This window comes from Labrys okinawensis (genome assembly GCF_002982075.1).
Lineage (GTDB): Bacteria > Pseudomonadota > Alphaproteobacteria > Rhizobiales > Labraceae > Labrys > Labrys okinawensis_A.
Map to the genome: position 1 here is coordinate 106,338 of NZ_PUEJ01000007.1, position 23,924 is coordinate 130,261.

The following is a 23,924-nucleotide window of genomic DNA, read 5'->3' on the forward strand; positions in this document are numbered from 1 at the left end:
CGTTGGTTTGAACCAGCCCCCCACAGTGTGCGCTGCACAACAATTAATCACCGTACCGATACGAGCAAGAATTGCGCATGCGTCGTTGACCATAGTTGTATGTAGCTGTATAGACAGGTGCGTGCCGCCGTGCTTTCAGCCTGGAAAGACAGCGCATGAACGACCGGCATGGCGGCCTGGGAAGACTGGGGAACGAAATGGAATCTGCGCCCCTCGGCAGCCGCCCGTCCGGCGGAGCGAGTCCCTTTGCCGTGTCCGTCAGGGATGTCGCCATGATCTTCGGCGACGTCCATGCGGTCAAAAGCGCATCCTTCGACCTGCCCAAGGGCAAGTTTCTCACCATTCTCGGCCCGTCCGGCTCGGGCAAGACCACGCTGCTGCGCATGGTGGCCGGCTTCGATGCGCCGAGCCGGGGCGAGATCTTCATCAACGGCCAGCCCGTCAGCGCCGTGCCGCCGCACAAGCGGGCCATCGGCATGGTGTTCCAGAAACTGGCGCTGTTCCCGCACATGACGGCGGCGGAGAACGTCGCCTTCCCCCTCAAGATGCGCCGGCACGACGCCCGCGGCATCGCCGCCAAGGTGGAGCGCTATCTCGAACTCGTGCGCCTGGGCGGCTATGGCTCGCGCCGCATCAACGAATTGTCGGGCGGCCAGCAGCAGCGCGTGGCGATCGCCCGCGCCCTGGTGTTCGAGCCCGACCTCCTGCTGCTCGACGAGCCGCTGGCCGCGCTCGACCGCAAGCTGCGCGAGGAAATGCAGCTGGAGTTCCGCCGCATCCAGAAGGAGCTCGGGGTTACAACCATCAACGTCACCCACGACCAGCGCGAGGCCCTCGTGGTCTCGGACGAGATCATCGTGATGGACGGCGGGCAGATCCAGCAGAAGGCCCGCCCGCTCGACGCCTACAGGACGCCGGCCAACGCCTTCGTCGCCAATTTCATCGGCGTGACCAATTTCATCGAGGGCGTGGCCGGTGCCGCGACCGCCGCCGCCCTGGCCTTTACCAGCGCGGGCCTCGCCCTGGTCGGCGTATCGGCCAACCCCGCCGAACCGCCTGCGCCCGGTGAGGCCTGCCAGGGCGCCGTCCGGGCCGAGCAGATCCGGATCGCCCCGAGCGCGGACAGGCTGCAGGGCCTCGATACCGTCGTCGACGGCGTGGTGGTCGATTCCATCTTCGAGGGAGAGCGCATCGTCTACGAAATACGGGTCCCGGCCCTCGACGACGCGCTGCTGCGGGTCTTCGATCACGATCCCGTCGCGCATCAGCAATTCACCCCTGGCGAGGCCGTCAGCCTGGGGTGGAATGCCAAGGATATGCACGTCTTCAAGAAGTGACCCAAGTTCAAAAAGTGACCCCGCGAAGGGGCGCATCCAGAGGAGAACCAGTGATGTCACACGATCAGTTCCTGTCAGTCGAGATCCGCCGGCGTACCCTGCTCGCCTCCCTGCTGGCGGCGAGCGCCACGGCTGCCTTGGGCACCGGCCGCGCCATGGCCGCCGAACCCGAAAAGCCCTCCGAGATCATCGTGCGCGCCTGGGGCGGCAGCTGGGTCGACGCCCTGAAGGCGGGCGTCTCCGACAGCTTCACCAAGAAGACCGGCATCGCCGTGCGCCATGACCTCACCGAGGACAACGAGATCCAGCCCAAGCTCTGGGCGGCCGTGGCCCAGAAGCGCACGCCGCCGATCCATGTGAACTGGGACACCACCACCAACGCCACCAAGTCGGCGCTGCGCGGCGTGACCGAGGATCTGTCCGACCTGCCCAACCTCAAGAACACCACCGAGCTCGCCAAGCCGGTCGGCCTCGACGGCTATCCGATCGTCAACACCTATGGCTATGTCTATGTGCTGGCCTATCGCCCGTCGGCCTTCCCGAACGGGGCGCCCAAATCCTGGAAGGACCTGCTCGATCCCAAGCTGAAGCGCCGCATCGCGCTCTACAATGACGGCATCGGCTTCCACTTCCCCGCCCAGGTCGCCGGCGGCGGCAAGCTGGAGGACATCCCGGCTAACATGCAGCCGGCCTGGGACTTCATCGCCAAGGTCAAGGAGCAACAGCCCCTCCTGGGCGAGGATCCCGATTTCACCACTTGGTTCCAGAAGGGCGAGATCGACGCGGCCTGCACCATTTCCACCAATGCGCGTGAGGCCAGGAAGAACGGCATCGATCTCGCCTGGGTGGTGCCGGAGGAAGGCGCCAAGTTCGACACGGACGGGCTGTGGATCCCTAAGGGCCTGCCGGAGAACGAGCTCTACTGGGCCAAGCAATATATCGACCATGCCTTGACCAAGGAAGCCCAGCAGATCTGGCTCGACGGCCTTGGCCTGCCCGGCGTGGTGCCCGGCCTCACCCCGCCGGCCGATCTCGTCAACAATCCCGCCTATCCGACCAAGGAGGAGGACTTCAAGCATCTCATCCGCATCTCGTCGCGCACGCAGGTGGAGAACGAGAGCAAGTGGTTCGCCAAGTTCAAGGAAATCATGCAGGGCTGAGGCATGCCTAGCCTTCTCCCCTTGCGGGAGAAGGTGCCCCGAAGGGGCGGATGAGGGGTGAAACGCAGCCTTGCAAGGCAACGGCCAACACCCCTCATCCCCCTGCCGGGACCTTCTCCCGCAAGGGGAGAAGGCAAATTCCACTAAGGACCGACAGGATGAGCTCTTCGCGTGCCGCCTATCCCTTGACCTGGCGTATCATGGATGCGCTCGAGCACCTGGCCGCCCTTGCGTGGCCCTCCAGCTTCCGGGCGGGCCTGCCCTATCTGATGCTGCTGCCCGCGCTGGTGCTGGTCGGCCTGCTCGTGCTTGGCCTCATTCAGATGGGCGATGCCAGCCTGCGCGTCCTCGACACCAACACCTTCCTGATGTCGGAGACCTATACGCTTGCCAATTACCAGCGCGTGGTGAGCGAAAGCTTCTTCACCGCCGTGGCCGGGCGCAGCCTGATGGGCGCGGTCATCGTAACGCTCGCCACGCTGATCCTGGCCTTTCCCTATGCCTATCTGATGGTGCGCACGCGCTCCTCGGGCCTGCGCAAGTTCCTGCTGGTCGCGCTGTTCCTGCCCTTCTTCATCGGCCAGGTGGTGCGCGCCTATGGCTGGCTGATCATCCTGGGCAATCAGGGCATGGTCAACGAAGCGCTCGGCCTGGTCGGCGTGGCGCCCATGCGCCTGCTCTACAACTATCCCGCCGTGCTTTTCGGCCTCGTCCAGTACATGCTGCCCTTCGCTGTCCTGATGCTGGCGCCGGCCCTGACGGCTATACCGGCGGAACTGGAAGCCGCCGCCGCCTCGCTCGGCGCGGGCTGGGTACGGACCTTCCGGCACATCGTCCTGCCCCTCGCCCGGCCGGGCCTGGTGGGCGCCGGCCTCGTGGTCGTCACCCTCTCGCTCACCGATTTCGCGGTGCCCGCCATCCTGGGCGGCGGCACCCAGGATTTCATCGCCAACGCCATCTACGACCAGTTCTTCCGCACCTCCGACCAGGGCCTGGGCGCTACGCTCTCGCTGATGCTGGTGGCGGTCGGCTCCATCCTCGTCGGCGTGGTGTTCATGCTGTTCGGAGCCGGGACCCTGGCCATGAACGGCAAGAAGAACTGAGCGGAGAGCGCAAATGACCGGCAGCACCAGCAAGTCCATCGTGATCTGGGGCTTCGTGATCGCGGCCCTGGTCATGCTGTCGGCGCCGACCATCGTGGTCCTCGGCGCCTCCTTCACCGCGGGCAACATCATCACCTTCCCGCCCGAAGGCCTTTCCCTGCGCTGGTACGGCGCCATCGCCCAGGCGAGCGATCTGCGCCAGGCCTTCCTGCGCTCCTTGATCGTGGCGACGATCTGCACGCTGATCGCCGTGCCCGTGGGCACGCTGGCCGGCATCGCGCTCGCCAAATACAAGGTCCGCTTCGAGCGCTCGATCCAGGTCTACCTGCTACTGCCCTTCACCATCCCGCTGATCGGCTCGGGCATCGGCATGATGCTGGTCTTCGGCAATCTCGGCGTGCTCGGCCGGCTCTGGCCCGTCGGCATCGCCTGCTGCGTGATCAACCTGCCCTTCATGATCTGGGCCGTCACGGCCAGCGCCAGCAATCTCAGCCCGGACCTGGAGCTCGCCGCGGCCAATTGCGGTGCACCGCCCTTGCAGCGCTTCCTCTACATCATCCTGCCCGCGGTGCTGCCGGGGGTGATCACCGGCTCGCTCCTGATGTTCATTCTCGCCCTCAACGAGTTCCTGGTCAGCCTGCTCCTGGTGGATGCGCGCTCCGTCACGCTGCCGGTGCAGATCTACAATTCCATCCGCTCCATCATCACGCCGGACCTCGCCGCCATTTCCGTCGTCTTCATCGCCTGCGCCGGCCTCGCCATCGCCCTCCTCGACCGGCTCGTCGGCCTCGACATCTTCCTCAAATCCAAATGAACCTTCCCGGCCTGCGCGGCCGCGCATTCAGGATAGAACGATGACCTCAGCCCGCTTCTACGATTATGCCAGCCTCAGCGTGGAGGAGAAGGCCGCCCTGCTGCGCCGTTCGGAAACGGACATTTCCAAATTCATCGAGAAGGTCGCGCCGATCCTGGAGGCGGTGAGGACCGAGGGCGATGCCGCGCTGGCCCGTTTCGGCCGGGAGCTGGACAGGGCCGAAGTGACCGAGGCCAATCTCAAGGTCACGCCGGCCGAGTTCGACGCCGCCTTCGGCCAGGTCGATAGCGACGTCGTCGCGGCGATCACTTTCGGCATCGACAATATCCGCCGCTTCCACGAGGAGCAGAAGCCGGAGGCGATGTGGCTGAAGGAGATCCGGCCCGGCGCCTATGCCGGCGACCGCTTCACGCCGATCCAGTCGGTCGCTCTCTATGTGCCGCGCGGCAAGGGCTCCTTCCCGTCCGTGACCATGATGACCTCGGTTCCGGCCGTAGTCGCCGGCGTGCCCAACCTTGCCATCGTCACCCCGCCGGCGCCCGACGGCTCGGTGGATGCGGCCACGCTGGTCGCCGCCAGGCTCGCGGGCGTGGAGACCGTCTACAAGGTCGGCGGCGCGCAGGCGGTCGCAGCCGTCGCCTATGGCACCGAGACCGTCAAGCCGGCCCTCAAGATCGTCGGCCCCGGCAGCCCCTGGGTGGTCGCCGCCAAGCGCCTGCTCTCCGGTGTCATCGACACCGGCCTGCCGGCCGGCCCTTCCGAGGTGATGATCCTGGCCGACGACAGCGTGCATGGCGGCCTCGCCGCGCTCGATCTGCTGATCGAGGCCGAGCACGGCCCGGATTCCTCGGCCTATCTCGTCACCCATAGCCGCCGGGTCGCCGAAGAAGCGCTTGCGGCCTTGCCCGAGCACTGGGCCCGCATGACCGAGCAGCGCGTCGCCTTCTCCAAGGCCGTGCTGACGGGCAGCACCGGCGGCGTGGTGCTGACCTCGTCGATCGAGGAGAGCTACCAATTCGTCAACGCCTATGCGCCCGAGCACCTGGAAATCCTGTCCGAGGAGCCTTTCATCCATCTCGGCCACATCACCGAGGCCTCCGAGATCCTGATGGGGACCCACACGCCGGTCAGCATCGCCAATTTCTCGCTGGGGCCGAATGCCGTGCTGCCGACCAGCCGCTGGGCCCGGACCTTCGGCCCGCTTTCGGTGAGCGATTTCGTCAAGCGTTCGTCGATCGGCTATGTCACCGCGCCGGCCTATGCCGAATTCGCCCGTCATTCCCACAAGCTGGCCCTCTATGAGGGCTTTTCCTCCCATGCCAATGCCGTCTCGCCGATCCGCGAGGCCTATCTCAAGAAGGGCGGTTGAGCGATGAAGGCTGTCCGGCTGCATGATGTCAGGGACCTGCGGGTGGAGGCGGTCGACCCGCCCTCTTCCCCCCCGCCCGGCCACGTGAACCTCGCGGTCAGGGCCGCCGGCATCTGCGGCTCGGACCTGCACAATTACCGGACCGGCCAGTGGATCACGCGCCGTCCCTCGGTAGCGGGCCACGAATTCTGCGGCCGCGTGACGGCGATCGGCGAGGGAGTGAGCGGCTTTGCGATCGGCGATGTCGTCGTCGCCGATTCCCGGTTCTGGTGCGGCAGCTGCCCCGCCTGTGTCGGCGGGCGCCATAATGTCTGCGAGAATCTCGGCTTTGTGGGTGAGGCCTGCGACGGAGGCTTTGCCGAAGCCGTGCAATTGCCCGCCCGGCTGCTCGTGCCGCACGCGCCTTCGCTGCCGCCTCGGATCGCCGCCATGGCCGAGCCGCTGGCGGTCGCGCTGCATGCGGTACGACGCCTTGCCGCCGCGCACGGAGAGCCGGTGCTCGTGGTCGGCTGCGGCACGATCGGAGGCCTGTGCGCCCTCCTGCTCGCCCATCTGCATGACGGTCCCATCCTGCTCAGCGACCCCAATACCGGGCGGGCCGATTTGGTGTCGGCCTTGAGCGGCGGCAGGCGGGTCGGCTTGGCGGCCCAGGAGATTGATGCCGCGCTTGGAGGGCGGCGCCTGCGCCATGCCATCGATGCGACGGGCCATGCCGGGGCCATCGCAACGACGCTCGGCCTCCTCGCCGGCGCCGGTGCGCTCTGCCTGGTCGGCATCGGGCATGGCAAGCTCGACATCGACCCCACCGAGCTGGTCGAGCGCGAGATCGCCCTGATCGGCTGCCATGCCTTCGCCGATGACGAACTCGTGCAGGCCACGTCTCTGCTGGTGGCGCTGCAAGGCAGCCTCGAGCAGCTCTGTGACATCCTGCCCGGCCTGGACGACGTCCCCGCGGCCTATGAGCGCTTGCTGGCCGGCCAGGGCACGAAGCTGAAAACCATCGTCCAGCTCATGGACGCACCGGCTCCTCTTTTCCCGATCGCATGATTGAACCAGACTTTCCCGATATCAGGCCTTCTCGACAACGCCACGCAGGAGACAGGACCATGGACGTTCTTTCCGACGCCGCCTCTCCCCTCTATGAGAAGGTCAAGGACTTCGTCCTCGGCAACATCGCCAGCGGCAAATGGGGGCGCCAGGCGCGTCTTCCTTCCGAGCATGAACTCGTCGCCGCGCTCGGCGTCTCGCGCATGACCGTGCACCGGGCCCTGCGCGAACTGACGGCCCAGGGGCATCTGCGCCGCATACCGGGAGTCGGCACCTTCGTCGCGCCGCCCAAGCCGCAATCGACGCTCATCGAGATCAGCAACATCGCCACCGAAATCAAGGCTCGCGGCAGCCGCCATCGTGCCGAGGTTGTCCTGCTCGAACGCGTGCATCATCCCGCGCCGGAATTGATGATCGCCTTCGAATTCGAGGCGATCAAGCCGGTGGACCATTCCATCGTCATCCATTTCGAAAACGACGTGCCGGTGCAGCTCGAGGAGCGCTACGTCAACACCGATCTGGTCAGCGGCTATCTCGACCAGGACTACACCAATGCGGCGACCTATGAATATCTGCAGCAATCCACGCCCCTGACCGAGGTCGAACAGCTGATCAGCGCCTTGCCGGCGGGAGAGGAAACCGCGCGCCTGCTCCATATCCGCCCCGGCGACAGCTGCCTCGTCCTGCACCGCAAGACCTTCACGGGGCCGCTCGTCGCGACGGTGAACACCTTCACCTATGTCGGCAGCCGCTATTCGCTGGGCAGCCGCTATCTGACCACCAACAGGTCGGCATAACGGCCGTCATCCTCCCAAGAGCAAAGCGCGTTTGGACGGAAATGCTTGTTTGCTCTCACTCTTTGGTTCGACGCGTGTTTGCGATTCTGGGCGTAACCGCCAATCGCAAAACGCTATTGAGGCTGGGCTTTCCTTCATGCAATTGGTGAATATTCACGATTATCGCGAGGCGGCGCGGCGCCGCCTGCCGAAGATCTTCTTCGACTATATCGATGGCGGGTCCTTCGAGGAGGAGACCCTCCGCGCCAATCGCCGCGATTACGCCAGGCTGACCCTGCGCCAGAACGTGCTGGTGGAGCCGCGCGGGCAGGACCTTTCCACGCATTATCTCGGCACGCGCCATCCCCTGCCCTTCATGCTGGGCCCGGTCGGCTTTCTCGGTCTCTATGCCGGCAGGGGCGAGGAGAAGGCCGCCAGGGCGGCGCATGCGGCGGGGATCGCGCTCTGCCTGTCCAACTTCTCCATCGCCTCGCTGGCGGATGTGCGGCAGGCGACCGAGGGCCCGCTGCATTTCCAGCTCTACGTGCTCGATGATCGTTCGCTTTGCGACGAGTTCCTGGAGGGCGCCCGGCTGGCCGGAGCGGACACGCTGTTCGTGACCGTCGACACCGCGATCACCGGAATCCGTGAACGCGACGTCCGCAATGGCTTCCGCTCGCTGACACGGGTGACGCCGGGCCTGTTCCTCGGCCTCGCCCGCAAGCCGGGCTGGCTGCTCGACGTGGCGGCACGCGGCATGCCGAGCGTGCGGGCGATCGAGCACCGGCGCGACTTCGGGCGCGGCGCGCTCGAACAGGCCGCCAATCTCTCGCGCCATATCGACAAGACGGTGTCGTGGAAAGACATGGCCTGGCTGCGCGAACGCTGGCAGGGCCGGCTGGTCGTCAAAGGCGTTCTCGCCCCCGAGGATGCGCTGAAGGCCAGGTCGATGGGCCTGGATGGCGTGGTGATCTCCAACCATGGCGGACGCCAGCTCGACGGGGCCTCGAGCACCATCGCGGCCCTGCCCGCCATCCGCCGGGCGGTCGGCCCCGATTTCTGCCTGATGCTCGACGGCGGCATCCGCCGCGGCACCGACATCGTCAAGGCCATCGGCCTCGGCGCCGACGGCGTCATGCTGGGCCGCGCCTACACCTATGGCCTGGCCGCCGCTGGAGAGGCCGGGGTTGCCGGCGTGATCGACATCCTCACCCGCGAGATCGCCATCACCCTGACGCTGATGGGCGTGGCCTCGATCGACGAGCTGAAGTCGCTCGGCACCAAGGCCGTCATTTCGGCCGATCGAGGCTGAAGCGCCTTGCGACGGGCCGGCGTTTCGGTGTGCCGATCTCCAGATCGGCAATCTTGGAAACGATACACCTTACCAGGAGCAATGCCGATCTGGAGATCGGCACACCATGCGCGGTGGCATGGCCAGCGCCTGCCTTCTGATTGCCCTCAGGACTCTGCCCCGTTCACCCGGCGCGCCAGTAGCTTGTCGATGCGGCGATCGTCCATGTCGACGATCTCGAACACCCAGCCGCCATAATCGAACTGCTCGCCGACTTCGGGAAGGTGGCCGAGCTGCGAGAGCGCGAAGCCGGCGATGGTGTGGAAGTCGCGATCCTGCGGCCGCGTATGCAGCTGGAGCCGGTCGAAGGCCGCATAGGCCGGCATCATGCCGTCGATCAGCAGCGAACCGTCCTGGCGCTCGACGATATCGGGCTCTTCGCCCTCGACCTCGGGCAGGTCGCCCGCCATGGCCTCGAGCAGGTCCGTCTGGGTGACGATGCCTTCGAGGCCGCCATATTCGTCGACGATCAGGGCTAGCCTGATGGGCGTCCGCTTGAATTGATCGAGCACCCGGAAGATCGGCATGGCCTCGTGCACGATGAGCGGCTGGCGGATGACGGCGAGCGGATCGAGCCTCTCGCCATCCAGCACCCGATCGAGCAGGTCCTGCTTGACGATCATGCCGAGCGGCTCGTCGATATTGCCGCGCCCGACCAGGAGATGGTCGTGACGGCATTCGCGGATGATGCGCAGCGTCTCCTTGGGATCGTCATCGATATCGACCCAATCGATCTCGCGCCGGGGCGTCATGATATCGCTGATGCGCCGCCCGCCGATGCTGAGCACGCGCACCATCACCTCTTCCTGCGCATCCTGCAGGATCCCGGCGTCCTGGCTGGCCCGGACCAGCAATTTGAGTTCCTCGGGCGAATGCAGCGATTCCTCCCCGGAACCCGGCCGCAGGCCGAACGCCCGCAGCACCAGGTTGCCGAGGCCGTTCAGCATCAGGATGGCCGGGCGCAGCAGGAACAGGAACAGCCCCAGCGGCCGGACGATCCACAGCGCCGTGCCCTCGCTGCGTTGCAGGGCCAGGCTCTTGGGCGCCAACTCGCCCAGCACGATATGCAGGGCCGTGATGATCACGAAGGCAACCGCAACGGCAATGGCATGCGAGCCGGCGGTGGCCATTCCCCCGGGCAGCCAGCCGAGCAGCGGTTCGATCAGATGGGCGAGCGCCGGCTCGCCGATCCAGCCGAGAGCCAGGGACGAGATGGTGATGCCGAGCTGCGTCGCCGCCAGATTGGCGTCGAGATTGTCGATGGCGCGCAGCAGCGGGCGGGCATTCATCCGCCCGGCCGCAGCGAGTTCGGCGACCCTGCTGCGACGGACGGCGACGAGCGAGAACTCGGCGGCCACGAAAAAGCCGTTGGCGGCCACGAGAGCAAAGACGGCTAGCACCCTCAACAAGTCCATGACGAGAGCACCGTCGTCGGAACCGGACATCATCTCCCCTTCCGCGCCGGGCGCGGTCCTTTCACAAAACCATCCCTCCTAGCATCGCCGCTCTGAAGCCGGGAGGCAAACCGCTCCTCATCAAGGCTGTGCGAAACCTCCCGCCGGGGCAAATACCAAGTCCCGATAAAGCTGACTCATGCGGCGTCAATGCCACAGGCGGCATTCGGTGGGCGGGTCCCCAGACCCGCCTGCAAACCCCGCGTTTCCAGGGGGCCCCGGCCCCGCCCACCGCAGATGGCGTCGAGGGCGACGGGCCCATCTTTCATGGCCCCGGCAGATCGTGCCCGTTCAGGACAGGTTCGTTGTTGACTTAAACAATCCCCATGATAACTTTTGGAATGTTATGAAAATATATGAAAGAAAAATACTGACACCCGGAGGAAAATAGCCTGATCCGCTAGCAATCGCTGCCAAAGCTCCCTTGCCTTGCCCGAATTTGGATGAAGCTTGCGCATTTTCTTCAATGCCGCAGCGGGAGGATGCTTGTCCTCGCGCAATGCCCGGCCATCGGCTTTTGCAGCGCATCGAGATGTCGAACACGACACCACATAAGGAGGAGGAAACCATGCGATTTCTCAAAACACTGTGCCTCGGCGCGGCGGCGGCGTTCATCGCCGGCCTGCCGGCCCAGGCCGAAACCAAGCTCACCATCGCCACCGTCAACAACAACGACATGGTGGTGATGCAGAAATTATCGAAGGATTTCGAGACCAAGAACCCCGACATCAAGCTGAACTGGGTGGTGCTCGAGGAAAATACGCTGCGCCAACGCCTGACCACCGACATCGCCACCAAGGGCGGCCAGTACGACATCATGACCATCGGCCTGTTCGAAGCGCCGATGTGGGGCGAGCGCAACTGGCTGACGGCGTTCGACAACGTGCCGGCCGACTACAAGCTCGACGACGTGCTCAAATCGGTACGGGACGGACTTTCCTATAACGGCAAGCTCTATGCCCTGCCCTTCTATGCCGAAAGCCAGATGACCTTCTATCGCAAGGATCTGTTCGACAAGGCCGGCCTGACCATGCCCGAGCAGCCGACCTGGAAGGACATCGACGGCTTTGCCGCCAAGATCCACGATCCCGACCACGGCGTCTACGGCATCTGCCTGCGCGGCAAGCCCGGCTGGGGCGAGAATATCGGCCAGATCACGCCGGTCGCCAATTCCTATGGCGCGCGCTGGTTCGACATGGAATGGAAGCCGCAATTCGACACGCCGGCCTGGAAGGAAGGCCTGACCGTCTATGTCGATCTCCTGAAGAAATACGGCCCGCCGGGTGCGGCTTCCAACGGCTACAACGAGAATCTCGCCCTGTTCGCCAGCGGCAAATGCGGCATGTGGGTGGATGCCACCGTCTCGGCCGGCTTCCTCAACGATCCCAAGCAGAGCAGCGTCGTCGGCAAGCTCGGCTACGCCCATCCGCCCTATGGCAAGTTCAACAAGGGCAACCACTATCTGTGGTCCTGGGCGCTGGCGGTGCCGGCTTCCTCCAAGGCACCGGACGCGGCCAAGAAGTTCATCTACTGGGCCACGTCGACCGACTACATCAAGCTGGTCGCCGATTATTCCGGCATCGTCACCGTGCCGCCGGGCACCCGCCAGTCGACCTATGACAACGCCGACTACATCAAGGCTGCGCCCTTCGCCAAGCTGACGCTGGATACCATCCAGACCGCCAACATGACGGACGCCACCCAGGAAAAGGTGCCCTATCGCGGCATCTCCTTCGTCGGCATTCCCGAGTTCCAGAGCATCGGCACCGCCGTCGGCCAGGAATTCGCTGCCGTCATCGCCGGCAAGAAGACGGTCGACCAGGGGCTGGCCGCGGCCCAGTCGCTGACCCAGCGCGCCATGCGCCAGGCCGGCTACCCGAAGAAATAGGGCAGCCGCCAGGCGGTGATACGGTTCACTTGAATATCTTCGAGGTTGCACGACGCTTGTCATTGCCGGGCTTGACCCCGGCAATCCAGTCCGGATCCGTCGCGCGGGCGCCTTTTGGATAGCCGGGTCAAGCCCGGCTATGACAACCCGGAGTGTTTCCTCCTCGAGTGAACTGCATTGGCGCAAGACACAGGCTTGCCGGGGCGATCCGCCCCGCTCCGCGCCAAGATGCGTTTTCTCTCCCGGAACGCATCTTCGGCGGCGCGATCCCGATCCTGCCTTGACCGGGATCGCGCCGCCTGCCCCGCAAAGCGGCGTGTGCGGGCGGAAACGCTCGCCCGCTTGCCCCCTGTTTCAATGCGTCCTCGCGCTGCCGCCGATGCCGGCAAATCGCAGTACGCCGTGAGATCGATCCGAAAGGAGCTCCATGGCCGTCGCCTTGTTCGCCCGCCATCGCGGCGTCGGAGTTGACACGCGTCCCCTGCTGGCGCCGTCGGTCCTGTTGCTGTTCGTCTGGATGATCGTGCCGCTGGCACTCACGATCTACCTGTCGTTCCAGCGCTACAACCTGAACTATCTCGACAACACCGGTTTCGCCGGCCTCGACAATTACCGCTATCTCATCGAGGATCCGGGCCTCACCAACGCCATCCTCAACACCATCATCCTGGTGGTGAGCGTGCTGGCGATCACCGTCGTGGTCGGCATTGTCGGCGCCATCCTGCTCGACCAGCCGGTGTTCGGCCGCGGGCTCGCCCGGCTCTTGTGCATCGCGCCCTTCTTCATCATGCCCACGGTCAGCGCGCTGGTGTGGAAGAACCTCCTGATGCATCCGGTGAACGGCCTGTTCGCCTGGATCTCGCGCTCCCTGGGCCTGCCCGTCATCGATTGGTTCTCCGACTATCCGCTGATGTCGGTGGTGATCATCGTGGCCTGGCAATGGATCCCCTTTGCGCTCCTGATCCTGCTGACCTCGCTGCAATCGCTCGACCGCGAGCAGATAGAGGCCGCCCGCATGGATGGCGCCAACGGCCTGCGCCTGTTCGCGCATATCATGCTGCCGCATCTCTACAGGGCCATCACCATCGTGGTGATGATCGAGACGATCTTCCTGCTCTCGATCTTCGCGGAGATTCTGGTCACCACCGCCGGCGGCCCGGGCGACGCTTCCACCACCCTGCCCTATCTCATCTACAAGACCGCCTTGCTCGATTCCGACATCGGCGGCGCCTCGGCCGGCGGCATGCTCGCCGTGGTTCTCGCCAATCTCGTCGCCGTCTTCCTCATGCGCACGATTTCCCACACGCTGGAGGACTGACCGATGGCCGTCTCGCTCACCCGCCGCATCGTCGTCAGCCTGCTATGCTGGCTCATGACGCTGGTGCTGTTCTTCCCCATCCTGTGGATGATGATCACTGCCTTCAAGACCGAGCAGCAGGCGATCGCCACGCCGCCGGTCCTGTTTTTCCAGCCCAGCCTGCACAATTTCGAGGAGATCCTGGAGAGTGCCGACTACATCCACTTCTTCGCCAACAGCGTGATCGTCTCGGTGGGCTCGACGGTTCTGGGCATCCTCGTCGGCCTGCCGGCGGCCTATGCACTCGCCTTCTTTCCCGGGCCACGAGCCAAGGACCTGATGATGTGGATGCTCTCGACCAAGATGATGCCGGCCGTGGGCGTGCTCGTGCCGATCTACCTCCTGTTCCAATGGGCGGGGCTCCTGGATTCGCTGTTGGGCCTGACCTGCCTCTACATGCTGGTCAACCTGCCGATCATCGTGTGGATGCTGTTCACCTTCTTCCGCGACGTGCCCAAGGAGATCCTGGAGGCGGCGCGCATGGACGGCGCCGGGCCCCTCAAGCAGTTCGTATGGATGCTGCTGCCGATGACCATGCCCGGTATCGCCTCCACCGCCCTGCTCGCCATCATCCTGTCCTGGAACGAAGCGTTCTGGAGCATCAACCTCACGGTGACGCAGGCGACGCCGCTGACGGCCTTTATCGCCCGCTTTTCGAGCCCCGAGGGCCTGTTCTGGGCCAAGCTTTCCGCCGCATCGCTGATGGCGATCGGCCCCATTCTGATCTTCGGCTGGCTGACGCAGCGCCAGCTCGTCCGAGGTCTCACCTTCGGCGCCGTCAAGTGACGACGCTATCGTTCGCGCGGAGGATATTGCAACGATGTATTTGAAGAAATTCGACTTGTCCGGCCAGACGGCCTTCATCACCGGCGGCGGCCGTGGCATCGGGCTCGCCAGCGCCGAGGCCCTGCTGGAGGCCGGCGCCAAGGTGGTGATCTCCGATCTCGACCCGGCCGTGCTCGCCAGCGGCCGGGAAGCCCTCGCCGCCAAGGGCTGGACCGTCGATGCCGTTGCGCTCGACGTCACCGATGCGGATGCCGTGGGCCGTGCCGCACGCGAGGCCAATGAACGCCATGGCGGCGTCGACATCCTGATCGCCAATGCCGGCATCGCCTGGCCCGACACCGGCGGCGAGGACATGAGCGACGAGGTCTGGCGCAAGGTGATCGATGTCGACCTCAATGGCTGCTACTGGAGCTGCCGCGAATTCGGCCGGGCCATGCTGCAGCGTGGCAAGGGCTCAATCGTCACGCTGGGCTCGATGTCCGGGCTCATCTCCAACAAGCCCCAGCGCCAGGTCCATTACAATGCCGCCAAGGCCGGCGTGCATCACATGACCAAGTCGCTGGCCGGCGAATGGGCGCCTCATGGCGTGCGCGTCAATGCGGTGGCGCCGACCTATGTCGACACGCCGATGTCGCGCGGCGGCTTCGACAAGCCGGAGCTGTTCCCGGTGTGGATGGAAATGACGCCGATGAAGCGCGTGGCGCGTGCCGACGAGATCGCCTCGGCCATCCTGTTCCTGGCCAGCGATGCCGCAAGCGCCATGACGGGCGCGGTCGTCGTCGTCGATTGCGGCTACACCATCTGGTAGCCCGATCTCGCGTCCATCGGGAGCTTCGTTCCCCCGACCCCGATGGACGCGGTGCCCCCTTGAAACCTTCGGAGTATAAAACGCGCGCCCTGAAGCCGTCATTTCCGGCGCCGCTGATGCGGCGGGAAGGGAATCCAGGGGCAAATGTTAAGACCGTAGCCCCGGTATCCTCACAAGCGCTCGGCCGTCAGGCCTTGCCCGCGACCAGCTTCACGCCGATGCGGTCGGCCAGCAGGACCAGCTCGGCGAGCGCCTCGGCCGAGCCCAGAACGGCGCGCGGTTCCCCCACCGGGGCCAGGACATCGCCGGGAAGGCGGTCGCCGAACAGGACGATGGCGAGCGCCCGGTCGTCCTGCCGGGAAACCCAGCACAGCCCCTGCACCTCGGGAAGCGCCCGATGCCAGGCTTCGGCCCAGGCGCGCGTGCCGGGATACCGGTCCTTTTCCGTATCGATGAGCTGGGTCCGGCGCACACCGAGGCGGCGCAAGGCCGTGGCGCTCAGATCGACAAGCAGCAGATTCTGTTGCGGCTCGAGCCGGGAATGCACTTGGCCGGCCAGCCTGGCCTTGTCGAGGGTCTTCAGCCGTGCGGTGAAGGGAACGTCGTGAAAAACCGTCTCCATGGCGGCGCATTCGAAGGAGGTGCCGCCATAGAGGGTGGGGATCGCCGCGCCCTCCCCGTTCTTGATCGGGCTGAAGCGGGCATTGCCGGCAAGGCCCGGATTGAACTGGGCCGGTCCATATCTGTCGAGGTGGATGCGGTGGATGACCCGGCCCTTGGGCCAGGTCATCATGGCCGTCTTGGCGGCGAGCTGGGATGGCGGGGCGGGTGTCGCAGGGCGTGCCTTGGCGAGCCTCGCCCTAGCCATGCAGCACGCCCTCCATCTCGTCGCGGGCCGCGGCGATCACCCGGTCGGGCTCCCGCAGCAGCAGGTCCAGGGGGCGCTCCCCGCCCAGATAGCTGTTGTCGGAGGCGAACCAATAGGCCGCGCCCCAGCCATCCTTAGACTGGCCGAAGATCTTCAGCACTTCGGCCAGCGGCTTGGCCGGACGATAACCCGTCGCAGGGTCCAGGCCGTAGCCGGGGAAATAGTCGACACCCTGATGGCGGATGGCGAAGATCTGCCCGTCCTTCTTCCATTTGTTGGGCTGGGCGCTGGGATTGGTCGCGCTGAACCCCGCCACCTCGGCAATCTGGGCGGCGGTGAGCCATTCGCCCTCCTCCAGCACGGCCTTGCGCGCCTCGGCCGTCATCCTCGCCTCTGCCAGCATATGCTGAGGCAAGGGAACCTGGGGCACCAGGGCCTCGATGATCGATTGAAGCGCGGCCTTCTCGCGCCGCGCCACGATCGCCCCGACGAGCGGGGCAATCGCCTCGAAGGTGTGGGCGAGCGCCTTCACCGCCGGAGAACTGACCTGGTCCAGCGTCACGGCGATGACCTGCGTCCCCTTCGCGCCGAGATGGCCGAGGCCGTCGCGCACCTCTTCCGGGGTGCCGGTGATGGTGGTGACCCCCGACAATGCCTTGAGGGCCTGGGCGGTCGTCATGTCATCAGCTCCAAATTCGAAATGATCGTGGTTATCTATATAGCACGATAATCCATCTCATCAAGACTGCCTACGCAGGATGACAGATCATGCCGAGGGGCGGCAGCCACGGTTTTCCCAAAGCAGCGTTTCGGAAAATGCGAATTCCCGCGGCGGCGGCGGACCGCTAGCCTTGGAACGTCGAAGCAGAACCGCTTCCGGGAAGTCGCCCAATGGCATGGACACAGCCTATCCAGCATGAGCCCCGGCAGCCTGCCGGCCACGGCCGCCTGCGCCATGTCGCGGATCGCCTGCCGGCCAGCGACCCCGATCGCGGCGCCGTCCTGCTGCTCGGCAATTTCGACGGCTTCCATCGCGGCCACCACGCCTTGCTCGATGCCGCCGAGCGGATTGCGGGCGAGGACCTGCCTCTGGGCGTGATGTCCTGCGAACCACACCCGCGCAGCTTCTTCCGCAGGGCGGATTGTCCCTTCCGCCTGACCACGCCTACCACCAAGGCCCATCGTTTCGCCGCCCTGGGGTTCGACTACGTGTTCTCCCCGATCTTCGATGCCGCTTTCGCCTCGCTGACACCGGCGGAATTTGCCCATGGGGTCCTCAAGCAGGGCCTCGGTGTCAGCCATGCCGTCATCGGCGACGACTTCCGTTTCGGCCGCTCGCGGGCGGGCGACGCCGACCTGCTGGCGCGGCTCGGCAGGTCCCTCGGCTTCGGCGTGACCCGCGTTCCGGAAATCTCGGCCAATGCCCGGCGCTGCTCCTCCAGCCAGGTTCGCGCCTTTCTGCGGGCCGGCGACATCAGGGCCGCCAATGGCTTGCTCGGCACGCCCTGGCTGGTCGAGGCCGTCGCTTCCGGCGGCCAACTCGCCCTTTCGCCGACGCTCTGCCGCCCACCCGCCGGCCTCTATCTATGCTGGACCGGCAGCGCCGCGCGGCAGCTTCATCTGAGCGCCGACGGCGTGGTCACCGCGGATCAAGGAGCATCGCCGGCAGCGGGTCTCCTTCGCTTTCTCGACCGGCTGGCCTGACCAGCCCGCTGCCGAGCCCCGCTCATCCCTGAAAACCGGACCATCATGGCCATCGAACATCTCGCCCGCACCACCTATGCCACGCTGCCTTGGAAGAACGGGCGCGGGAAGACCGACGAGATCCATCTTTCGCCGCAAGGCGCCTCACGCGAGGATTTCGAAGTGAGGATCAGCAGCGCCCCGATCATCGAAGACGGCGCCTTCTCCAGCTTTCCCGGCGCGGAGCGGGTGATCACCCTGATCGAGGGCGAGGAACTGGAGCTCGACTTCGGGCGCTTCCGCCACCGGCTCCTGCCTTTCGCGCCGTTCCGTTTCGACACCGGCCTGGCTCCAACAGGCAGGCCGGTCAAGGGGGCCGTGCGCGTCTTCAATGTCATGGCGAACCGCCGGCGCTGGCTCCATGTCGCGCAGCAGGTGCTGGCCGGCCCCGGCAGCCACGAAATCCCGCCCGACGATCTCGTCGTCGTCTTCGCCATCAGCGGCAGCTGGAGCCTTGACGCCTTCACCGCCCAGGGCGCCCTTTGCCTGGCAGAGCGCGACACGGCGGTGCTGAGGAAAGAGGCGGCAGCGCTCCTCGCATCGGATGGCAGCAAGCAGGCACGCGCCCTCGTCCTGCGCCTACGATCGGCAGTGGCCTTTGAGGAGGCCTGTAATACCGACGGCATCGATGTTTGATCTGCGCGTCATTGCGAGCGCAGCGAAGCAATCCAGAGCTGGAACACGTGGTGGCCATGGCTCCTGGATTGCTTCGCTGCGCTCGCAATGACGATGTTTGATCGGTCGAGCATCAAACCCGTCGGCATGATCTCAGCCGATCGCCATCGCCCGCTTGTGCTCGGCGACTTCACCGAGCAGCCAGTCCTGGAACAGGCTGGCACCCTGTTTGTTGCCGACGCTGCGGCGCTGATAGAGATAGATGCCGGCGGGATAGGCATGGCGGGCGCGGAACGGGGCGACCAGCCGCCCCTGCTCCAGCAGATCCTGCGCCATCATGGTATCGGCCAGCGCTATGCCGACGCCGTTGATGGTTTCCCGCATGATCGCCGTGCAATCATCCATGATGGTGCCCGACTTCGACGGGCTGTCCACGATGCCTTCCTGCTCGAGCCAGCGCTTCCACCGCGTGGTCTCGCATTCATGGATCAGGTGATGGTGGAGAAGGTCGGCCGGCGAGCGCAGCGGCAGGGGACCGTTCAAAAGGGCGGGCGTGCAGACCGGCGTCAGCACCAGCGGTATCAGCAGCGTCAGGGCCGGGCCGGCCTTGTAGTCGAACTCGTCGACGATGGCCAAATCGAAATTGGCGCGCTTGCCAGAGGTCATCACCTCCAGGTCGACGGAGGGATGCTGGCGGCGAAAGCTTGGCAGCCGGTCGGCCAGCCACAGATTGAGCACCGCCGGCACGCACAGCACCCGGACGCGATGCGCCTTGCCCTGCCGCGGGACGTCATGAACGCTGACATCGTCCGTCGCACGCCAGATCGCCTCGAAAGCCTCCGACAGGCAGCGTGCGTAATAGGACCCCCTCGTCGTCAGGGTGATCTGGCGAAAGCCCCGCTCGAACAGCTCCAGGCCGAGAATGGTCTCGAGGGTGCGGATGTGCCGGCTGATCGCCGACGGCGTCAGGTGCAGTTCTTCTGCCGCCTCCTTGATGCTGCCAAGGCGTGCGGCGGCCTCGAAAGCGCGCATGCCATTGAGCGAGGGGAGAGCCATGGACCGATGATGAATTGTCGGATGAGTTTTTGTCAATCGACGTGGACGAAATTGGCGTTTGATCGTCCGCCTCCTTCGAGGATACCCAAAAAGGATCAAGTCGTCACGAAAGCGGCCACAGGGGACAACGGCACCGTACCGCCGCCAAAGGCGGTCGCGGCTCTGCGCATGCGCCGGAACTTCGGATCGAACGGCAGGGCCGGGCGCTGAAGCGGGGATATGCGCCGGATGGTTCCTCCCGCGCGTGCCGCTGCAATGAAGGAGCCCTTCGTCCGATGCCGCAATCTCCAGTGCCCGTGTTCGAGCCGGCAGACGGGATCTCCTCCACCGCCGCCACCGTCGTGGTCCTGAAGCCCGCCGGGCAGGACCTCGGCCCCCGGGCCGCAGCCCTGGATGCCGAAATGGGCGGCCTCCTATCCCGGATATGCGCCGACCCGGCCTGCCTCGCCAAAGCCGGCACCTGCACGGACATCATCGCGCCGCCGACCGTCTCCGACCGGCGGGTGATCGTGCTGGCCCTGGGCACGGCCGAGTCGCTCGACGCCTTGTCACTGGCCCGTGCCGGCGGCGCGCTCGCCGCGCATCTGGAAGGCCGGGGCACCGGCGAAGCGATCCTCGTCCTCGATCCCATCGCCGGCGCCGGCCTGTCCCCGGCGGAGATCCTGGCGCGCGTCGCGCTCGGCCTGCGGCTGCGCCGCTACCGCTTCGACCTGCGCAGCAAGCGGCCGGTGGCTGAGACGGATCGAGCCTGGCGGCTCGAGCTGGTCGGCGCCGGCAAGGCCGAACTCACCGCGGCGCTCGCGCGGATCAACGCCATCGGCGACGGCGTCGACTATGCCCGCACCCTGGTCAATCTGCCGCCCAACCACATCCATCCCGACAATTTCGCCGATCATCTGGAAACCCTGCGCGAGGCCGGCATCGAGGTCGAGATCCTCGATGCGGCACGGCTGAGGGAACTCGGCATGAACGCGCTGCTCGCCGTCGGCTCCGGCTCGGCCCGCCCCCCGCGGGTGGCGGTGCTGCGCTATCGCGGCAAGGGCTCGGGCGAGCAGCCGCTCGCCTTCGTCGGCAAGGGCGTCTGCTTCGATTCAGGCGGCCTGTGCATCAAGGGCGGTGCCCAGATGTTCGACATGAAGGCCGACATGGCCGGCGCGGCCGCGGTGGTCGGCCTCCTGCTGGCTCTGGCCCGGCAGGGCAGCCCGGTGCACGCCGTGGGCGTGCTCGGCATCGCCGAGAACCTGCCTTCGGGCACCGCGCTCAAGCCGCGCGAGATCATCACCACCGCCTCGGGCCAGACCGTGGAGATCTTCGACACGGACGCCGAGGGGCGCCTGCTCCTGGCCGACTGCCTGCATTACGCGGCCTCGCGCTTCGAACCCTCGGTGATCGTCGATCTGGCCACCCTGACCTATTCGGTGATGCGGGGCCTCGGATCGGTCTTCGCCGGCCTGTTCAGCACGGACAATGCCATCGCCGCGCAGATGATCGCAGCCGGCGAAACGGTCGGCGAACGCTTCTGGCAGTTGCCGCTCGACCGTGCCTATGACGAGGGCCTCTACTCGCCCTTCGCCGATCTCAGGCACCACGCCAAGGACATGGAAGACGGCGATGCGCCCTATGCCGCCGCCTTCCTGCGCCACTTCACGCAAGGCCGCCCCTGGGTCCATCTCGACATCGCCGGCAAGGAACTGGCCGACGGCGACCGCCCCCTCGGCCGGCAGGGCGCCACGGCCTTCGGCGTGCAGATGCTGGAAGAATGGGTCCATAACCGCAATGGAAAGCACAATGTCGCTTGAGATCATCAGCCGGGAAGGCCGGGCTGCCTTCCGGGACTACGAGACCTGGTACCGTATCAGCGGTGAGCTGGGCGGCGACAAGGCGCCGGTGGTGATCCTGCATGGCGGCCCCGGCGTCGCCCATAACTATGTCGACGCCTACAAGCTGCTCGCCCGCGACGGACGTGCCGTGATCCATTACGACCAGCTCGGCTGCGGCAACTCCACCCTGCTGCCGGAGAAGGGCGCCGATTTCTGGACACCCGCTCTCTTCATCGAAGAGCTCGAGAACCTCGTCGACCATCTCGGCATCCGCGCCGGCTTCCATGTGCTCGGCCAGAGCTGGGGCGGCATGCTGGGCGCCGAATATGCCGTGACCAGGCCCGATGGCCTGAAGTCGCTGACCATCGCCAACTCCCCGGCCTCGATGAAATTGTGGGTGGAGGAAGCCAATCGTCTGCGGGCCGACCTGCCGGCCGACATCCAGGACACGCTGACCCGGCACGAACAGGCCGGCACCACGGACGATGCCGAGTATCACGAGGCGACCATGGTGTTCTATGAGCGCCATGTCTGCCGGATCGTGCCCTTCCCGCCCGAGGTGGCGGCGAGCTTTGCCCAGGTGGCGCGCAATCCCACCGTCTACAATGTGATGAACGGCCCCAACGAGTTCCACGTCATCGGCACGCTGAGGAGCTGGAGCGTCATCGACCGCCTGTCAGCCGTCGAGGTTCCGACGCTGATCCTTTCCGGGCGCCACGACGAAGCCACCCCCGCGACCGTGCAGCCCTATAAGGACGGCATCGAGGGCTCGCGCTGGGAGATATTCGAACATTCCAGCCACATGCCGCATGTGGAAGAGCAAGAAAAATGCATGCGGGTGGTCGGGGACTTCCTCAACCAGCACGACCGGTAAACAAATCAGAAGAGGGGATCGACGATGAAGAAACTGCTTTTGGCCGCCATGGCCTCGGCCCTGCTGGCCGGCTCCTGGCTTGCACCGGCCCACGCCGAATATCTCAAGGAGCATCGCGGCGGCACCATCCGCCTGCTGGCGCGCTCGGCGGCGGGGACGCTTGATCCGCACATCAACTACACCGACCAGGGCTGGCAGATGTACCAGCCGGTCTATGACGGGCTGGTGATCTTCCGCAAGGCGGAAGGCAAGGACGGCTTTTCCGTCGTGCCCGATCTCGCCGAGGCGCTGCCCACCGTCAGCAATGACGGCAAGACCTTCACCTTCAAGCTGCGCAAGGGCATCAAGTTCTCGAACGGACAGGATCTCGGCGTGAAGGACGTCGTCGCCTCCTTCCAGCGCATCTTCAAGATTTCCGGCCCGACCTCCGGCACCTTCTATGCCGGCATCGTCGGGGCAGACAAATGCCTGGCCGACACCAAGAGCTGCACGCTGGAAGGCGGCGTCGTCGCCGACGAGGCGGCCGGCACCATCACCATCAACCTGACCAAGCCGGATGCCGAGCTCCTCTATAAGCTCGCTCTGCCGCATGCGGTCATCCTGCCCGCCGATACGCCGGCCGAGGACATGGGCTCCCGCCCCATTCCCAGCACCGGCCCCTACATGATCTCCGCCTTCGATCCCAACAAGGGCATGACGCTCTCGCGCAATCCCAACTTCAAGCAGTGGAGCGAAGAGGCCCAGCCCGACGGCTATCCGGATGCCGTCCAGTATGATTTCGGCCTGTCGGAGGAAGCGGCCGTGACCGCGATCCAGAACGGGGAAGCCGACTGGATGTTCGACCCGCTGCCGAGCGACCGGCTCGCCGAACTCGGCACCAAGTTCAAGGACCAGCTCCACATCTCGCCGTTGTCGGCCTGGTGGTATGCCCCGCTGAACACGCGCCTCGCCCCCTTCGACAACGAGAAGGCCCGCCAGGCCGTCGCCTTTGCCATCGACCGCAACACGCTGGTCAAGCTGTTCGGCGGCAAGGTGCTGGCCTCGCCGGTCTGCCAGGTGCTGCCGCCCGACTTCCCCGGCCATGAGGACTATTGCCCCTTCACCAAGAACCCGGGCGCCAAATGGTCGGCCCCGGATCTCGACAAGGCCAAGCAGCTCGTGGAGGAATCCGGCACCAAGGGCCAGAAGGTCACGATCATCGTCGAGGACACCGCCGTCTCGCGCTCCATCGGCGTCTATCTGCAGAGCGTGCTGACCAGCATCGGCTATGTCGCCGACGTCAAGCCGATCTCGACCAACATCCAGTTCACCTACATCCAGAACACCAACAACAAGGTGCAGATGTCGGTCAGCCAGTGGTACAAGGACTATCCGGCGGCTTCGGACTTCCTGAACATCCTGTTCGGTTGCGCTTCCTTCCGTGAGGGCTCGGACGCCTCGATCAACATCTCCGGTTTCTGCGACAAGGAGATCGACGCCAAGATGCAGAAGGCGCTGGACCTCGGCGTCACCGACCAGAAGGCCGCCGACAAGATGTGGGCCGAGATCGACAGGCAGATCACCGACAAGGCGCCGGCCGTCGGCCTGTTCACGCCCAAGCGCCTGGATTTCGTCAGCAAGCGCATCGGCAACTTCAAGTTCAACCCGCAGTTCAACTGGATGGTCACCCAGGCCTGGGTCCAGTGACGCGCTGCGAGG

The 23,924-nt window shown here is 65.6% G+C and carries 22 protein-coding genes; 17 read left to right on the forward strand and 5 right to left on the reverse strand.

All coding sequences use genetic code 11. The features are described from left to right. The first annotated feature begins 197 nt into the window (after positions 1-197). The 8 genes from C5L14_RS19645 to C5L14_RS19680 all read left to right on the forward strand — a co-directional run bounded on the left by C5L14_RS19645 (position 198) and on the right by C5L14_RS19680 (position 8,918). Positions 198-1,337, forward strand: a complete 1,140-nt coding sequence (locus C5L14_RS19645; RefSeq protein ID WP_105863941.1) for an ABC transporter ATP-binding protein — start codon at positions 198-200, stop codon at positions 1,335-1,337. Between the two features lie 53 nt (positions 1,338-1,390). After that, complete coding sequence (locus tag C5L14_RS19650; RefSeq protein ID WP_105863767.1) at positions 1,391-2,497, forward strand: ABC transporter substrate-binding protein; 1,107 nt, start codon at positions 1,391-1,393, stop codon at positions 2,495-2,497. A gap of 158 nt (positions 2,498-2,655) precedes the next feature. Then, entirely contained in the window at positions 2,656-3,600 is a 945-nt protein-coding gene (locus C5L14_RS19655) for an ABC transporter permease (protein ID WP_105863768.1), read from the forward strand. A gap of 13 nt (positions 3,601-3,613) precedes the next feature. After that, on the forward strand, positions 3,614-4,414 hold the full coding sequence (locus C5L14_RS19660) for an ABC transporter permease (protein WP_105863769.1): 801 nt from the start codon (positions 3,614-3,616) through the stop codon (positions 4,412-4,414). Between the two features lie 40 nt (positions 4,415-4,454). Beyond that, complete coding sequence (hisD, locus tag C5L14_RS19665; RefSeq protein WP_105863770.1) at positions 4,455-5,783, forward strand: histidinol dehydrogenase; 1,329 nt, start codon at positions 4,455-4,457, stop codon at positions 5,781-5,783. A gap of 3 nt (positions 5,784-5,786) precedes the next feature. Then, positions 5,787-6,830: a zinc-dependent alcohol dehydrogenase gene (locus C5L14_RS19670; RefSeq protein WP_105863771.1), complete on the forward strand. Its 1,044-nt coding sequence runs from the start codon at positions 5,787-5,789 to the stop codon at positions 6,828-6,830. A gap of 59 nt (positions 6,831-6,889) precedes the next feature. Next, the gene (hutC, locus tag C5L14_RS19675) at positions 6,890-7,627 is read left to right on the forward strand and encodes a histidine utilization repressor (protein ID WP_105863772.1); all 738 of its coding nucleotides are present in this window, start codon (positions 6,890-6,892) and stop codon (positions 7,625-7,627) included. Between the two features lie 136 nt (positions 7,628-7,763). Further along, positions 7,764-8,918 carry an alpha-hydroxy acid oxidase gene (locus C5L14_RS19680; RefSeq protein ID WP_105863773.1) on the forward strand — a complete coding sequence of 385 codons (1,155 nt, stop codon included), beginning with the start codon at positions 7,764-7,766 and terminating at the stop codon, positions 8,916-8,918. A gap of 146 nt (positions 8,919-9,064) precedes the next feature. Here C5L14_RS19680 and C5L14_RS19685 read toward each other — a convergent pair whose 3' ends face one another. Together C5L14_RS19685 and C5L14_RS30020 are read right to left on the reverse strand one after the other, a co-directional pair. Beyond that, positions 9,065-10,402, reverse strand: coding sequence for a hemolysin family protein (locus C5L14_RS19685; protein ID WP_105863942.1), 1,338 nt, complete (start codon positions 10,400-10,402; stop codon positions 9,065-9,067). Positions 10,403-10,702: 300 nt separating this feature from the next. After that, the gene (locus C5L14_RS30020; RefSeq protein ID WP_146126966.1) at positions 10,703-10,981 is read right to left on the reverse strand and encodes a hypothetical protein; all 279 of its coding nucleotides are present in this window, start codon (positions 10,979-10,981) and stop codon (positions 10,703-10,705) included. Here C5L14_RS30020 and C5L14_RS19690 point away from each other — a divergent pair. The 4 genes from C5L14_RS19690 to C5L14_RS19705 all read left to right on the forward strand — a co-directional run bounded on the left by C5L14_RS19690 (position 10,980) and on the right by C5L14_RS19705 (position 15,250). Then, positions 10,980-12,299 carry an ABC transporter substrate-binding protein gene (locus C5L14_RS19690; protein ID WP_105863943.1) on the forward strand — a complete coding sequence of 440 codons (1,320 nt, stop codon included), beginning with the start codon at positions 10,980-10,982 and terminating at the stop codon, positions 12,297-12,299. The genes C5L14_RS30020 and C5L14_RS19690 overlap by 2 nt on opposite strands. Positions 12,300-12,726: 427 nt before the next feature. After that, complete coding sequence (locus C5L14_RS19695; RefSeq protein ID WP_105863774.1) at positions 12,727-13,617, forward strand: carbohydrate ABC transporter permease; 891 nt, start codon at positions 12,727-12,729, stop codon at positions 13,615-13,617. 3 nt (positions 13,618-13,620) lie between these two features. Then, complete coding sequence (locus tag C5L14_RS19700; RefSeq protein WP_105863775.1) at positions 13,621-14,442, forward strand: carbohydrate ABC transporter permease; 822 nt, start codon at positions 13,621-13,623, stop codon at positions 14,440-14,442. Positions 14,443-14,476: 34 nt separating this feature from the next. Further along, positions 14,477-15,250: an SDR family NAD(P)-dependent oxidoreductase gene (locus C5L14_RS19705; protein ID WP_105863776.1), complete on the forward strand. Its 774-nt coding sequence runs from the start codon at positions 14,477-14,479 to the stop codon at positions 15,248-15,250. 187 nt (positions 15,251-15,437) lie between these two features. Here C5L14_RS19705 and C5L14_RS19710 read toward each other — a convergent pair whose 3' ends face one another. Continuing rightward, complete coding sequence (locus C5L14_RS19710) at positions 15,438-16,118, reverse strand: RES family NAD+ phosphorylase (protein WP_105863777.1); 681 nt, start codon at positions 16,116-16,118, stop codon at positions 15,438-15,440. Then, the gene (locus C5L14_RS19715) at positions 16,111-16,797 is read right to left on the reverse strand and encodes a DUF2384 domain-containing protein (RefSeq protein ID WP_105863778.1); all 687 of its coding nucleotides are present in this window, start codon (positions 16,795-16,797) and stop codon (positions 16,111-16,113) included. Before C5L14_RS19715 ends, C5L14_RS19710 begins: the two co-directional genes overlap by 8 nt. Before the next feature lie 212 nt (positions 16,798-17,009). On the opposite strand from C5L14_RS19715, the gene C5L14_RS19720 reads away from it, so the two are divergent. Then, on the forward strand, positions 17,010-17,822 hold the full coding sequence (locus C5L14_RS19720; RefSeq protein WP_105863779.1) for a hypothetical protein: 813 nt from the start codon (positions 17,010-17,012) through the stop codon (positions 17,820-17,822). A 45-nt stretch (positions 17,823-17,867) separates the two neighbouring features. After that, positions 17,868-18,497, forward strand: a complete 630-nt coding sequence (locus tag C5L14_RS19725) for a HutD/Ves family protein (protein WP_105863780.1) — start codon at positions 17,868-17,870, stop codon at positions 18,495-18,497. A gap of 132 nt (positions 18,498-18,629) precedes the next feature. Here C5L14_RS19725 and C5L14_RS19730 read toward each other — a convergent pair whose 3' ends face one another. Continuing rightward, positions 18,630-19,532 (reverse strand): LysR substrate-binding domain-containing protein, encoded by a 903-nt coding sequence (locus C5L14_RS19730; RefSeq protein WP_105863781.1) that lies wholly within the window; start codon positions 19,530-19,532, stop codon positions 18,630-18,632. Between the two features lie 275 nt (positions 19,533-19,807). Between C5L14_RS19730 and C5L14_RS19735 the strand changes: the two genes are divergently transcribed. Genes C5L14_RS19735 through C5L14_RS19745 form a run of 3 tightly spaced genes read left to right on the forward strand, consistent with a single transcriptional unit; the run spans position 19,808 to position 23,912 of the window. Then, the gene (locus C5L14_RS19735) at positions 19,808-21,331 is read left to right on the forward strand and encodes a leucyl aminopeptidase (RefSeq protein ID WP_105863782.1); all 1,524 of its coding nucleotides are present in this window, start codon (positions 19,808-19,810) and stop codon (positions 21,329-21,331) included. Continuing rightward, positions 21,321-22,226, forward strand: a complete 906-nt coding sequence (locus C5L14_RS19740) for a proline iminopeptidase-family hydrolase (protein WP_105863783.1) — start codon at positions 21,321-21,323, stop codon at positions 22,224-22,226. Before C5L14_RS19735 ends, C5L14_RS19740 begins: the two co-directional genes overlap by 11 nt. Before the next feature lie 24 nt (positions 22,227-22,250). Then, entirely contained in the window at positions 22,251-23,912 is a 1,662-nt protein-coding gene (locus C5L14_RS19745) for an ABC transporter substrate-binding protein (protein ID WP_105863784.1), read from the forward strand. The last annotated feature ends 12 nt before the right edge of the window (positions 23,913-23,924 follow it).

Excerpts from the sequence above, each read along its gene's own strand:
- C5L14_RS19645 (WP_105863941.1), top strand. The coding sequence starts at position 198 with ATGGAATCTGCGCCCCTCGGCAGCCGCCCGTCCGGCGGAGCGAGTCCC.
- C5L14_RS19650 (WP_105863767.1), top strand. The coding sequence starts at position 1,391 with ATGTCACACGATCAGTTCCTGTCAGTCGAGATCCGCCGGCGTACCCTG.
- C5L14_RS19655 (WP_105863768.1), top strand. The coding sequence starts at position 2,656 with ATGAGCTCTTCGCGTGCCGCCTATCCCTTGACCTGGCGTATCATGGAT.
- C5L14_RS19660 (WP_105863769.1), top strand. The coding sequence starts at position 3,614 with ATGACCGGCAGCACCAGCAAGTCCATCGTGATCTGGGGCTTCGTGATC.
- hisD (WP_105863770.1), top strand. The coding sequence starts at position 4,455 with ATGACCTCAGCCCGCTTCTACGATTATGCCAGCCTCAGCGTGGAGGAG.
- C5L14_RS19670 (WP_105863771.1), top strand. The coding sequence starts at position 5,787 with ATGAAGGCTGTCCGGCTGCATGATGTCAGGGACCTGCGGGTGGAGGCG.
- hutC (WP_105863772.1), top strand. The coding sequence starts at position 6,890 with ATGGACGTTCTTTCCGACGCCGCCTCTCCCCTCTATGAGAAGGTCAAG.
- C5L14_RS19680 (WP_105863773.1), top strand. The coding sequence starts at position 7,764 with ATGCAATTGGTGAATATTCACGATTATCGCGAGGCGGCGCGGCGCCGC.
- C5L14_RS19685 (WP_105863942.1), bottom strand. The coding sequence starts at position 10,402 with ATGTCCGGTTCCGACGACGGTGCTCTCGTCATGGACTTGTTGAGGGTG.
- C5L14_RS19690 (WP_105863943.1), top strand. The coding sequence starts at position 10,980 with ATGCGATTTCTCAAAACACTGTGCCTCGGCGCGGCGGCGGCGTTCATC.
- C5L14_RS30020 (WP_146126966.1), bottom strand. The coding sequence starts at position 10,981 with ATGGTTTCCTCCTCCTTATGTGGTGTCGTGTTCGACATCTCGATGCGC.
- C5L14_RS19695 (WP_105863774.1), top strand. The coding sequence starts at position 12,727 with ATGGCCGTCGCCTTGTTCGCCCGCCATCGCGGCGTCGGAGTTGACACG.
- C5L14_RS19700 (WP_105863775.1), top strand. The coding sequence starts at position 13,621 with ATGGCCGTCTCGCTCACCCGCCGCATCGTCGTCAGCCTGCTATGCTGG.
- C5L14_RS19705 (WP_105863776.1), top strand. The coding sequence starts at position 14,477 with ATGTATTTGAAGAAATTCGACTTGTCCGGCCAGACGGCCTTCATCACC.
- C5L14_RS19710 (WP_105863777.1), bottom strand. The coding sequence starts at position 16,118 with ATGGCTAGGGCGAGGCTCGCCAAGGCACGCCCTGCGACACCCGCCCCG.
- C5L14_RS19715 (WP_105863778.1), bottom strand. The coding sequence starts at position 16,797 with ATGACGACCGCCCAGGCCCTCAAGGCATTGTCGGGGGTCACCACCATC.
- C5L14_RS19720 (WP_105863779.1), top strand. The coding sequence starts at position 17,010 with ATGGCATGGACACAGCCTATCCAGCATGAGCCCCGGCAGCCTGCCGGC.
- C5L14_RS19725 (WP_105863780.1), top strand. The coding sequence starts at position 17,868 with ATGGCCATCGAACATCTCGCCCGCACCACCTATGCCACGCTGCCTTGG.
- C5L14_RS19730 (WP_105863781.1), bottom strand. The coding sequence starts at position 19,532 with ATGGCTCTCCCCTCGCTCAATGGCATGCGCGCTTTCGAGGCCGCCGCA.
- C5L14_RS19735 (WP_105863782.1), top strand. The coding sequence starts at position 19,808 with ATGCCGCAATCTCCAGTGCCCGTGTTCGAGCCGGCAGACGGGATCTCC.
- C5L14_RS19740 (WP_105863783.1), top strand. The coding sequence starts at position 21,321 with ATGTCGCTTGAGATCATCAGCCGGGAAGGCCGGGCTGCCTTCCGGGAC.
- C5L14_RS19745 (WP_105863784.1), top strand. The coding sequence starts at position 22,251 with ATGAAGAAACTGCTTTTGGCCGCCATGGCCTCGGCCCTGCTGGCCGGC.